11 protein-coding genes and 2 tRNA genes are annotated in these 12,609 nt (G+C 42.7%); all 13 read left to right on the top strand.

All coding sequences use genetic code 11. The annotated features are described in order from the left end of the window. The first annotated feature begins 90 nt into the window (after positions 1 to 90). Positions 91 to 720 (top strand): guanylate kinase, encoded by a 630-nt coding sequence (gene gmk, locus V471_RS05570; RefSeq protein ID WP_002884259.1) that lies wholly within the window; start codon positions 91 to 93, stop codon positions 718 to 720. Between the two features lie 20 nt (positions 721 to 740). Continuing rightward, complete coding sequence (rpoZ, locus tag V471_RS05575; protein WP_013990232.1) at positions 741 to 1,055, top strand: DNA-directed RNA polymerase subunit omega; 315 nt, start codon at positions 741 to 743, stop codon at positions 1,053 to 1,055. Between the two features lie 143 nt (positions 1,056 to 1,198). Next, complete coding sequence (locus V471_RS05580) at positions 1,199 to 3,595, top strand: primosomal protein N' (protein ID WP_045772232.1); 2,397 nt, start codon at positions 1,199 to 1,201, stop codon at positions 3,593 to 3,595. 17 nt (positions 3,596 to 3,612) lie between these two features. Next, the gene (gene fmt, locus V471_RS05585) at positions 3,613 to 4,548 is read left to right on the top strand and encodes a methionyl-tRNA formyltransferase (RefSeq protein ID WP_070579772.1); all 936 of its coding nucleotides are present in this window, start codon (positions 3,613 to 3,615) and stop codon (positions 4,546 to 4,548) included. Beyond that, the gene (gene rsmB / locus V471_RS05590) at positions 4,538 to 5,860 is read left to right on the top strand and encodes a 16S rRNA (cytosine(967)-C(5))-methyltransferase RsmB (RefSeq protein ID WP_002886858.1); all 1,323 of its coding nucleotides are present in this window, start codon (positions 4,538 to 4,540) and stop codon (positions 5,858 to 5,860) included. Before fmt ends, rsmB begins: the two co-directional genes overlap by 11 nt. A gap of 43 nt (positions 5,861 to 5,903) precedes the next feature. Then, positions 5,904 to 6,641 (top strand): Stp1/IreP family PP2C-type Ser/Thr phosphatase, encoded by a 738-nt coding sequence (locus V471_RS05595; protein ID WP_002886859.1) that lies wholly within the window; start codon positions 5,904 to 5,906, stop codon positions 6,639 to 6,641. Then, complete coding sequence (pknB, locus tag V471_RS05600; RefSeq protein WP_002886860.1) at positions 6,641 to 8,521, top strand: Stk1 family PASTA domain-containing Ser/Thr kinase; 1,881 nt, start codon at positions 6,641 to 6,643, stop codon at positions 8,519 to 8,521. The genes V471_RS05595 and pknB overlap by 1 nt, the downstream gene beginning before the upstream one ends. Positions 8,522 to 8,666: 145 nt before the next feature. Then, positions 8,667 to 9,425 carry a potassium channel family protein gene (locus tag V471_RS05605; RefSeq protein ID WP_002886861.1) on the top strand — a complete coding sequence of 253 codons (759 nt, stop codon included), beginning with the start codon at positions 8,667 to 8,669 and terminating at the stop codon, positions 9,423 to 9,425. 163 nt (positions 9,426 to 9,588) lie between these two features. Further along, positions 9,589 to 10,287 (top strand): cell wall-active antibiotics response protein LiaF, encoded by a 699-nt coding sequence (gene liaF / locus V471_RS05610; RefSeq protein WP_084871195.1) that lies wholly within the window; start codon positions 9,589 to 9,591, stop codon positions 10,285 to 10,287. Then, positions 10,284 to 11,294 (top strand): envelope stress sensor histidine kinase LiaS, encoded by a 1,011-nt coding sequence (locus tag V471_RS05615; protein WP_045768527.1) that lies wholly within the window; start codon positions 10,284 to 10,286, stop codon positions 11,292 to 11,294. Before liaF ends, V471_RS05615 begins: the two co-directional genes overlap by 4 nt. Continuing rightward, entirely contained in the window at positions 11,284 to 11,928 is a 645-nt protein-coding gene (locus tag V471_RS05620; RefSeq protein ID WP_002884791.1) for a response regulator transcription factor, read from the top strand. Before V471_RS05615 ends, V471_RS05620 begins: the two co-directional genes overlap by 11 nt. Before the next feature lie 303 nt (positions 11,929 to 12,231). Further along, positions 12,232 to 12,303, top strand: a tRNA-Gln gene (locus V471_RS05625). A gap of 29 nt (positions 12,304 to 12,332) precedes the next feature. Beyond that, positions 12,333 to 12,404 (top strand) — tRNA-Glu (locus tag V471_RS05630). Positions 12,405 to 12,609: the final 205 nt, after the last annotated feature.

Consider the following 12,609-nt stretch of genomic DNA (forward strand, 5'->3'; position numbering starts at 1 on the left):
ACAACCCCTAAGCCGTAAAAAGAGATGATTGCTTTCTCTTTTTTAAGGTGAGTCATAAGAAGATTTTTAATCTTAGTTTAAGGAGAAGACATGTCTGAACGTGGACTTTTGATTGTTTTTTCAGGGCCTTCTGGTGTCGGAAAAGGAACTGTTCGTCAGGAGATTTTTTCAACACCTGACCACAAATTTGAATACTCAGTATCAATGACCACGCGTGCTCAACGTCCTGGTGAAGTTGATGGGAAGGATTATTTCTTCCGTTCGCGTGAGGAATTTGAAGAGCTTATTCGTAATGGTCAAATGTTGGAATATGCTGAATATGTGGGTAACTACTACGGAACACCTTTGACTTATGTTAATGAAACCTTGGATAAAGGTATTGATGTATTCCTTGAAATCGAGGTTCAAGGGGCCCTTCAGGTTAAGAAAAAGGTCCCAGATGCTGTCTTCATCTTTTTGACACCACCAGACTTAAACGAGCTTCAAGAGCGTTTGGTTGGTCGTGGGACAGATTCTGAGGAAGTTATTGCTCAACGAATCGAGCGTGCGCGTGAAGAAATTGCTCTCATGAGCGAATACGATTATGCCATTGTTAATGACGAAGTGCCTTTGGCTGCTGAACGTGTCAAACGTGTTATTGAAGCAGAACACTTCCGTGTTGACCGTGTGATTGGCCGCTATCGTAATATGATTTCAGAAAAGAAATTATCAGATAAATAAATTAGAAATAGGTATAGATTATGATGTTGAAACCCTCTATTGACAAACTTTTGGATAAAGTGCCTTCAAAATATTCATTGGTTATTTTGCAAGCAAAACGTGCCCATGAATTGGCTGCTGGTGCTGAACCAACTCAAGAGTTTACGTCAGTAAAACCAACCCTTCAAGCCCTTGAAGAAATTGAAACTGGTAATGTGACTATTCACCCAGATCCAGAATCTAAACGTGAATTGGCACGTTTGAAAGTTATCCAAGCACGTCTTGCTGCTGAGGAAGAAGAACGTAAAATCAAAGAACAAATCGCTAAAGAAAAAGAAGAAGGCGATAAAATCTAAAATCAAAGTCATGCTTTGGTTTATGAGGAGAGGGGGAGCTGAGGCATAGTGTCTCAGCTTCCTTCTTTATGATGATAATCAAGAGCTCAGCTTTTCTTGAGCTTGAAAGATACTGGTCTTAAGGAAGTGACAGGAGGAAATTTATGGTTTTAGTAGCACAAATTATTGTAGACGTTCCTCTGATGCAGACGGACAGACCTTATAGTTACCTTATCCCTGAAGCTATGCAAGGTCAAATTGCCATTGGTATGCGAGTGCATGTACCTTTCGGTAAAGGAAATCGTCTATTGCAAGGCTTTGTTATTGGTTTAGAAGAGCAGGAGAACTTGAGAGACTTTCCTGAATTAAAACCTATCGCTGAGCTTTTAGATTATGAGCCAGTCCTTAATCAGGATCAACTGGATTTGGCTGATCAGATGCGACATACGGTCTTTTCCTATAAGATTTCCATCTTGAAGTCAATGCTACCTGGTCTCCTTAATTCCCAGTACGATAAGGTTATCATGGCGACTGATAAACTGGATGAAGAGGATAAACAGACTTTTCTTCAGGGGCAGGATCATGTTCTTTTCTCGCAGTTGTCAGAGGAGCAGCGTCAAGCCATTCCTCGTCTGGTCCAGTCTGGGCGTGTAACGGTTGATTACCTTGCTAAGGATAAGCAGAACATTAAGACTGAGAAGCACTATAGTGTTCAAAAGGGCATTCTTGAGACTTTGGCTATTTCGCAACGGGCTAAGAGGCGTTTGGAGATGCAAGACTTCTTGCTCGAGAAGAGCGAGCCAGGGAAGGTGGCAGACCTCCACAAGCTTTTTTCACGAGATGTGGTTAAGTTTTTCATTGAAGCTGGTGCCTTGGTCATCACTGAAGTTGAGGTCAATCGTGCCGACAGCTACTTTGAAAAGGTAGAAAAGACGGATTTTCTTGAGCTTAATGCTCAACAGGCACATGCTGTTGAAGAAATGACGTGCCAAATCGGACAAGGTGGCAAACCTTTCTTATTGGAAGGGGTAACGGGATCAGGTAAGACAGAGGTCTATCTGCATCTTATCGAGAGGACCTTGGCTATGGGGAAAACGGCTATTGTCTTGGTACCAGAGATTTCCCTGACGCCCCAAATGACCAATCGTTTCATTTCACGGTTTGGTGACTTGGTGGCCATCATGCATTCAGGCTTGTCAGACGGTGAGAAATTTGACGAGTGGCGTAAGGTTAGATCTGGCCAGGCCAAGGTTGTGGTAGGAGCACGTTCGGCGATCTTCGCTCCCTTGGACAATATCGGAGCTATCATTATCGATGAGGAACATGAGGCTACTTATAAACAAGAATCCAATCCTCGCTACCATGCTAGAGATGTGGCCTTGCTTAGGGCTAAGAGTCATGGAGCCGTGCTTGTTCTTGGTTCAGCAACACCTTCTATTGAGACTCGGGCGAGAGCTCAGAAAGGGGTTTACCATTTTCTTGAGTTGACTCAGAGGGCTAATCCTAATGCCAAAATTCCTCAGGTGGAAGTGGTGGACTTTAAGGATTTTGTGGGCCGTCAAGAGGCTAGTGATTTTACGCCACCTCTCTTAGAGAAAATCCGAGAACGCTTGGCACGTAAGGAACAAGTCGTGCTAATGTTGAACCGTCGTGGCTATTCCTCTTTTGTCATGTGTCGTGACTGTGGCTATGTGGATGATTGTCCCAACTGTGATATTTCATTGACCTTGCACATGGATACTAAGACCATGAATTGCCACTATTGTGATTTTCAAAAAGCAATACCACATGTCTGTCCTAACTGTCAGAGCCGTCAGATTCGCTATTATGGGACTGGGACACAGAAGGCTTATGACCAATTGACGGAACTTTTGCCAGAAGCCAAAGTGATTCGTATGGATGTTGATACGACACGTAAGAAAGGGGCTCACGAGAAACTCTTGGAGGCCTTTGGAAGTGGTAAGGCCGACATTTTGCTCGGAACCCAGATGATTGCCAAGGGCTTGGATTTTCCAAATGTTACCTTGGTAGGGGTCTTGAATGCAGATACGTCGCTAAATTTACCAGATTTTCGTTCAGCTGAACGTACCTTCCAACTGTTGACTCAGGTGGCTGGTCGTGCTGGTCGTGCTGACAAGGAAGGGGAAGTTATTATTCAAACCTATAATCCTAGTCATTATGCCATTCGATTTGCGCAGCAACAGGATTATGAAGGTTTCTATGCCTATGAGATGGGGATTCGCCGTCAGTTGGCCTATCCGCCCTATTTCTATACGGTAGGAATTACGCTTTCTCACAAGGATGAAGAGTTTGTGGTTCGCAAGAGCTATGAGGTTATGGCTTATTTAAGAGAGCACCTGTCAGACAAGGTGACCTTCCTAGGGCCTACGCCTAAGCCGATTGCCCGAACACATAATCTTTATCATTATCAGATTATTATCAAATACCGTTTTGAGGATAACTTGGAAGAAACGCTTAATAGGGTCCTTGACATGACTCAGGAGCCTGAGAACAAGGACCTGCGTTTGATTATTGATCACGAACCTCAGAATTTTACCTAATCTAGAAAAGGAAGAATATGACAAAATTAGTATTTATGGGAACGCCTGCCTTTTCAGCGACAGTGCTGGAAGGACTTTTGACCGATGAGCGTTATGATATTGTCGCTGTGGTGACGCAACCAGACCGTGCTGTCGGCCGTAAAAAAGAAATCCGCATGACACCGGTCAAGGAAGTAGCCTTGGCGCATGACTTGTCAATTTATCAACCTGAAAAGTTGTCAGGTTCTGAGGAAATGGCACAGCTTATGGCACTTGGTGCTGATGGAATTGTTACTGCGGCTTATGGACAATTTTTGCCAAGCAAGTTACTTGATAGCATGGATTTTGCAGTGAATGTCCACGCTTCACTCCTGCCAAAATACCGTGGTGGAGCACCTATCCACTATGCCATTATTAATGGTGATGCAGAAGCAGGTGTGACCATTATGGAAATGGTCAAGGAAATGGATGCTGGTGACATGGTTAGCCAAAAGGCCTTGCCAATTCTTGACGAGGATAATGTTGGTACTATGTTTGAAAAATTGGCAGTCTTGGGTCGTGACCTCTTGCTTGAAACCTTGCCTGCCTATATCGCTGGAAAAATCAAACCTGTTCCTCAAGATGCCAGTCAAGTAACGTTTTCGCCAAATATTAGCCCAGAAGAGGAGCGTCTTGATTGGAATAAGCCGGCTCGTGACATCTTCAATCAAATCCGTGGTATGTACCCATGGCCTGTGGCCCATACCTTGCTTGATGGCAAACGTTTCAAAATTTATGAGGCGGACTTGGCAGAAGGTCAAGGACAGGCTGGTCATATTATTGAAAAAACCAAGAAGAGTTTGGTAGTTGCGACTGGTCAAGGAGCCATTTCGCTTAAGACAGTTCAACCTGCAGGAAAACCTCGTATGGCTATTGCTGATTTCCTTAATGGGGTCGGACGCAATCTTGAAGTAGGTGATGCATTTGGCCAATGATTGGAAAAAAACAGCTCGTGGACAGGCACTTGAAGTCTTAGAAGAAGTCTTTCAGGAAGGGGCTTACTCAAATATTGCTCTCAATGCACATCTGAGCAAGTCACAGCTGACAGATAAGGACAAGGCCTTGGTGACGGAAATTGTCTATGGGACCGTGGCTCGTAAGATTACTTTGGAGTGGATTCTAGCCCATGTTATTGAGGACCGTGATAAGCTTGAACCTTGGGTTTATGACTTATTACTTTTGAGCCTTTATCAGTTGGTCTATTTAGATAAGATTCCAGCCCATGCGGTAGTTAATGATGCCGTTTCTATTGCTAAAAATCGTGGCAATAAAAAGGGTGCTGAGAAGCTGGTAAATGCGGTTCTTCGTAAACTATCTAGCCACCCTTTGCCAGATCCAAGCCAGATTAAACGTGTCAATAAACGCTATTCTGTTCAGTATTCTCTACCTGTATGGTTGGTTAAAAAACTTATCGACCAGTACGGGGAAGACCGTGCCCTTGCTATTTTCCAAAGCCTCTTTGTGAGAAACAAGGCTAGTGTGCGTGTAACGGATGCGTCACGTTTGAAAGAGATAGAGGAGGCTACTGGGGCTGAGCGTTCAGTCCTATCACCAGTCGGGCTTGTTAAGTCTTCAGGTTACTTTGCTGGGACAGATTATTTTAAAGAGGGATTATTGACCATTCAGGATGAGACCAGTCAACTGGTTGCACCAACTTTAGGGATTCTAGGTGAGGAAGAAATCCTGGATGCCTGTGCGGCACCTGGTGGTAAGACGGTACATATGGCCTCTTATTTGACGAGTGGACATGTGACGGCGCTTGACCTCTATGATCATAAGCTTGCCCTTATCGAAGAAAATGCCCAACGTCTTGGCCTAGCTGATAAGGTTAAGACACAGAAACTGGATGCTAGTCAGGTACATCAAGTCTTTCCGGCTGATAGTTTTGACAAGATTTTAGTGGATGCTCCTTGTTCAGGGATTGGACTCATTCGTCGGAAACCCGACATCAAATATAACAAGGACCTCCAAGACTTTGAGTCCCTTAAGGCTGTGCAGTTGGATATCCTATCCAGCGTTTGTCAAACCCTACGAAAAGGTGGTATAATAACATATAGTACTTGCACCATCATAGCAGAAGAAAATCAAGAGGTGATTCAAGCCTTTCTTGAGAGCCATCCTGATTTTGAGCAAGTTGCCTTAGACCATCCATGTAAAGACATCGTGGTCAATGGCTGTTTGGCAATTACCCCCGAACAGTATCTAACTGATGGTTTTTTCATCGCACAGTTGCGTAAAAAAGCTTAGGGTTACAGAGGAGGAAATGCTGACGCAAGTCAGAAAGAAAACTATGGAAATATCATTATTAACGGACATTGGCCAAAAACGGTCAAACAACCAAGATTTTGTTAATAAATTTGTCAACCAAGCTGGTGTTACCCTTGTCGTTGTTGCAGATGGAATGGGTGGACACCGTGCTGGAAATATTGCCAGTGAGATGTCAGTGACTGACCTTGGTCGTGACTGGATTAACACTGATTTTCGTGAGTTGAGTCAAATTCGTGATTGGATGATTGCTGCCATTGATGCAGAAAATCGTAAAATCTATGAACTTGGCCAAAACGAAGAATATAAGGGAATGGGAACAACTATTGAGGTTCTTGCCTTTGTTGATAACGCTGTGATTTTTGCTCATGTTGGGGATTCACGTATTGCCCTTATCCGTAATGGTGAGTATAAGCAATTGACGAATGACCACTCTTTGGTCAATGCTCTGATTAAGGCTGGTCAATTGACAAAAGAGGAAGCAGCTGTTCATCCACAACGTAATATTATTACACAATCTGTAGGGCAGGCCGCTCCAATTGAAGCTGATCTTGGTGTCCAACAATTGGAACCAGGAGACTATATTCTGGCTAATTCAGACGGCCTAACTAACATGATTTCAACCGAACAGATTGTTCATATTGTTAACAGTCCTGGTTTCCTTGAAGAAAAAACCAGTCGTCTAGTAGCCGCTGCTAATGAGGCAGGTGGTCTTGACAATATTACCGTTGCCCTCGTTAAAGTAGAAAGTGAGGAAGGATAATGATCCAAGTTGGCAAATTGTTTGCTGGACGTTATCGAATCCTTAAAGCTATCGGACGTGGTGGTATGGCGGATGTTTATCTGGCTAATGACCTGATCTTGGATAATGAGAAAGTGGCCATTAAGGTGCTTCGTACTAATTATCAAACCGATCAGGTAGCTGTGGCACGTTTCCAGCGTGAAGCACGTGCCATGGCAGAACTCAGTCATCCCAATATCGTTGCAATCCGAGACATTGGCGAAGAAGACGGCCAGCAGTTCTTGGTGATGGAGTACGTGGATGGTTCGGACTTGAAGAAATATATTCAAGACCATGCACCACTTTCTAACCAAGATGTTGTGCGTATTATGGGAGAGATTCTTTCTGCCATGACTCTTGCCCATCAAAAGGGTATTATCCACCGTGACCTTAAGCCACAAAACGTTCTTTTAACTAAGGACGGTAGGGCCAAAGTTACAGACTTCGGGATTGCGGTTGCCTTTGCAGAGACTAGTTTGACTCAAACCAATTCTATGTTGGGTTCTGTCCACTACCTCTCACCAGAGCAGGCGCGTGGATCTAAAGCAACTATCCAAAGTGATATCTATGCTATGGGTATCATGCTCTTTGAAATGTTGACAGGGCGTATTCCATATGATGGTGATAGTGCAGTTACCATCGCTCTTCAGCATTTCCAAAAACCATTACCATCAATCTTGGCTGAGAATCATAATGTTCCTCAGGCATTGGAAAATGTGGTTATTCGAGCGACAGCTAAAAAGCTTGAAAATCGTTATAACAGTACTTTGGAAATGAGCCGAGATTTAGTAACTAGCTTATATCCTAGCCATAGCCGTGATGCGAAGGTAGTCTTTGATGACATGACGGATACTAAGACTTTGCCTAAGGTTACTCCAGTTCCGTCAGTAAGCTCTGAGAAAAAGGCAACTGCCAAGTCATCAGAGTCAAAACAAGCTGTAAGTAAGCAACCAAGGAAAAATTCAACACTAGCTAAGAATAAAAAGAAGAAAAAAAAGAAAAGCTTTTTCTCGACATCACTCAAGGTATTCCTGGGGTTGGTCTTTATCGGGATTATCATTTTTGCCTATTTGGTATTTACCAACCCTGATAGTACTCAGGTGCCTAACGTGGTCGGTCAAGAGTTGTCCACAGCTCAGACTAAAATTGAGGGTGCTGGATTTAAGGTAGGTGAAGTTAAGGAAGTGGAAGATGACTCTGTCGATACAGGCAAGGTCGTAAAGACTGATCCTACAGCTGGAACCACACGAAAAGAAGGATCAAGCATTGATATCTATGTTTCTTCTGGTAGTAAAGGTTTCGCTTTGAAAGACTACAAAGGTAAAAATTATAAGGATGCCATTGAGGATTTAACTTCGAATTATGGCGTTTCTGAGGACCAAATTGATATTCAGCATGTCGAAGACGACAGTGCTGAAGAGGGAGAAATCCTATCTCAAAGTCCAGGTAAAAACAAGTCTTTCAATCCTAAGGATAGTAAGGCCAAGATTAAGTTCCGTGTGGCAACTCCTAAGACAGTTACCATGCCTGATGTGACTGGTTTGACGGTTTCAACAGCGGTTCAAACCTTGAATCGTAAGAGTATCTCAAGTAGTAGCATCGAGTATCATGACTATAATACTGGTGCTAAGTTAGACAAGGATAAGGTTCCTAGCAGTACAGAGGTCCTTTATCAAGATCCACAAGCTGGTACAAGTGTTGATGGTACAGTGATTCTCTATGTTTCGGTTGCAACAGCAAGTTCAAGCCTACAGTCAAGCTCAAGCAGTACGACACATTCGTCATCGACGAGCTCAAGTACTGAAAGCACAAGCTCTAGTACTGAAACACCGACAGAGGCTACTCACACAGACCAACAATAGTTTTTAATAATTGAGACATAATAAAGAGAGGTTCTTCAATCTCTCTTTTTTCTTATCTAGAGTTCTTGTCAATAGCTTAAAAGGCCTGCTTGCCAGGGGTCAGAGATTCTTTTATAATGAAGACATCACATATAGGAGAGACGCTATGAGAAACCGTAGAAAACTGAGAAGGTATATCATTACCTACGATATCGTCATGACGGTCCTGGCCCTGATTTCCATAGGTTTGGTTATCTTTGATTTAGTTGGCTTAATTTCAATTGGAAGGCGACCTTTCAGAGTGATAGATCAGTCTATAACGCTCATCTTTGCCATTGATTATGCGATTCGTTTCTCCCTGGCACCTCGTAAGCGAATTTTTGTTAAAACGCATGTATTAGACTTGTTGGCTATTATTCCCTACAATGAAGTCTTTACTTTCCTCCGTTTTTCAAGGGTGGGACGCTTTGCCAGATTGGCCAAACTCTCACGCTTAATTGGTTTGAGTAGCAAGCTCAAGCACATTTCCAATCGCATTAATCGCAGAAATGGCTTTTATTTTCTACTTTCGGTTAATAGTATTATCATCCTTATCAGTAGTGCCGTTATTGCCCGAGTAGAGCACCATAATTTTATTGATGCTATTTGGTGGTCTGTAGCAACGGTTACTACGGTAGGTTATGGCGATATCGTTCCTCGAACATTGGTAGGTAAGGCCGTTGCGGTCGTCCTTATGTTTAGTGGGATTGCCACTCTGGGGTTGTTAACAAGCTCTCTCAATAATATTTTTGTGCGGTCAGGTCGTCAGACTGAAAGAAAATTGGCTGAGATTGAGAAGGAGTTGGCAGAGCAGCGTGTCATACTGGAGGAAATCAGAAGTACGGTGCAACTCATAAATAGCAAAATGGACGAAACTGACGATTAAGATTTTTGAATGAAAGACGGTGTTTCCTTTAATGGAGGCACTTTTTTTGCTTTCTGCGGCTCCTTTTCTATCTTGCTTAGTCGGTGCTCAAACTGGGTCCTTTTGTCAATTGCCTTAAAATTTGATAGAATGAAGCCTGTATACTTTTATTTGAGAGGTCCTTATGACCAAATTTAATTTTTTCTTAGTGGTGGAAGCCCTGCTTTTGACTCTGGGTCTGATCACCATCTTTAATAATGATATTACCAGTTTTATTTTCATTCTGGTCTTGACCTTGTTGGCCGTTCGCTTTTTTAACAAGGAGTCCAAGAGTGACTTTGTCTTGACCATCAGTTTGATCTCACTTTTTCTGGTTTCCATGTGGAATATCTATGTGGTACTTGCTATCCTAGTGGGTGTGGCCTATGTCATGATAAACCATTTCTCACAGGTTAAGAAAAAGAATCGCTATGCCCTCATTCAATTCAAAGAAGATAATTTGAATCCTCGGGCTGTCCGAAATCAGTGGATTGGGACTCGTATGGAACCTGTCAGTGATCGTTATGACTTTGATGATATCAATATCATCCGTTTCTTTGGGACAGATGTGATTGATTTGACTCAGGTTATTGTTTCGGGGCGAGATAATGTCGTGATTTTGCAGAAACTGTATGGACCGACGACTATCTTGGTACCAATTGATGTTTCCGTTAAACTCAACATATCGGCAATCTATAGCTCTGTCACCTTCTTTAATGAAGATGAATACGACCTCCGTTATGAAAGCTTGACCTTGCAGGAGGCGGAGTATGAGCATGCTCATCGGACGGTTAAATTGATTCTCAATGTGGGAGCTGGACCAGTGGAGGTACGTCGCAAATGAAGAAACAGTACCTATTTTTAATCCTGATTTACTCGGTGGTTGTTTTGGTTGGCGTTACCCTTGTAGTGATGGATAGCTTTAACCTCAACTTTTCACTGGTTTTCGGCAATCTGTCTCAGGCCTTCCACTTCCTTTTTAACATGTTTTTTGTGGTTCTGAGTTTGCTCATTTTGCTTTATATTCTCTGGGCCATTGCCAATGATAACAGTATGCGTTCAGTCAATCAGGATTTACGCCGCATTATCAATAATCAACCAGTCAAACGTCAGGGAGATATTGAGTTAGACAAGAATATGATGCGCCTGTCTCATAAGATGCGTAAATTGACTAAGGACTTGCAGAAAACTGAGAATGCCCAAGCTCTACAAAGTCGTGATATTATCAAGAAGGAGAGAGGTCGTATTGCTCGGGACCTTCACGATACCGTTAGTCAGGAACTTTTTGCGGCTAGTATGATCTTATCTGGTGTATCTCAGATGGCGGATCAGCTAAGTAAGGAAGATTTGCATAATCAAATCCAGGCGGTTGAGGCTATGCTGACGGACGCTCAAAATGATATGCGTGTCTTGCTTTTGCATCTTCGTCCGACAGAGCTTGAGAACAAGACCTTGCAAGAAGGCTTGCAGATGATCCTTAAGGAATTAACCGATAAATCCAATATTCATGTCGTCTACAAGGATATGGTTAAGAAAGTGCCCAAGCGTATTGAAAATAATCTCTTTAGGATTGCCCAAGAGTTTATCTCTAATACCCTTAAACACGCCAAGGCTAGCCAGATAGAGGTTTATCTCTATCAAAATAGTCAGGAAATTCAATTGAAAATGTTGGATAATGGTGTTGGTTATGACTTAAATGCGTCGACTGACGAGATGAGTTATGGCTTGAAAAATATCCAAGAGCGTGTCGATGAAATGGCAGGAACTGTGCAGTTCCTATCAGCTAAAGGTAAGGGGACGTCTATTGATGTCCGTGTACCGATATTAAGAGGAGAAGACAATGTCGAATAAGATTAATGTGATTTTGGTCGATGACCATGAGATGGTCCGTTTGGGACTTAAGAGTTTCTTGAATCTCCAAGGAGATGTAGAAGTCGTTGGAGAGGCAGGGAATGGTCGAGAGGGTGTCGATCTTGCCTTGGAACTGCGTCCGGATGTCGTCGTTATGGACCTTGTTATGCCTGAATTAGATGGTGTTCAAGCGACTTTGGAATTGCTCAAAGAGTGGCCTGAAGCCAAGATTTTGGTTTTGACTAGCTATTTGGACAATGAAAAAATTTACCCAGTCATTGAAGCTGGTGCCAAAGGCTATATGCTTAAAACCAGCAGTGCGGCAGAGATACTCAATAGTATCCGAAAGGTTTACCGTGGTGAAGAAGCTATCGAAACTGAGGTGGACAATAAGATTAAATACCATGATAGTCATCCGGACCTACACGACGACTTGACGGCACGTGAACGTGATATCTTGGCCCTTCTGGCTAAGGGGTATGACAATCAAACTATTGCTAATGAGCTATTTATTTCATTGAAGACCGTTAAAACTCACGTGTCTAATATCCTTGGAAAACTTAATGTCGATGACCGTACTCAGGCTGTTGTTTATGCCTTTAGACATCATTTGGTTTCGCAGGATGATGAATAAAGCTATCAACTAAGTTTGTTATCTAGGGGTCAGGGAGGGGGATCATAACTATTAACCCTAACTCGGATTTTGCGAGTCAAATTCTTTGACTTTATTTCTAGCAAAACATATAATTAAACCATCCTAAAACTTTTCTTTTTTCATATGAGGTTGAAGCGACCTCATATCATCTATCTAAGTTCGCTTAGATGATGAAATCTCCTAACTCCTAGCAATCGGTATTTCCGGTTGCTTTTTTTGAAAAAAAGTTTAAAAAAAGTGTTGACAGCCCACTAGTTTTTCTGTAGAATAATAAGAGTCTTTTGGGGTATAGCCAAGCGGTAAGGCAAGGGACTTTGACTCCCTCATGCGTTGGTTCGAATCCAGCTACCCCAGTTCTACCTGAGGGTAGAGACACAGATTATGGTCCGTTGGTCAAGGGGTTAAGACACCGCCTTTTCACGGCGGTAACACGGGTTCGAATCCCGTACGGACTATAAGTACCAGCTAGAGAAAGCTGGTTTTTTTGTGTCCTTTTTGATAAAATAGAGGGGTTGACTGGCCTAGGTCAGTCATTTTATACCACTTTAAAATCATAAATAACGAGACCTCGACCCGAAGAAAAACCTTTGTTTTGTGATGGCTGTCAGATGATGATAAGCCCTTGGTCGAGTCGTAGTTTTATTTGAAGAAGTAAACAGA

The sequence above is a fragment of the Streptococcus salivarius genome (genome assembly GCF_002094975.1).
GTDB lineage: Bacteria > Bacillota > Bacilli > Lactobacillales > Streptococcaceae > Streptococcus > Streptococcus salivarius_D.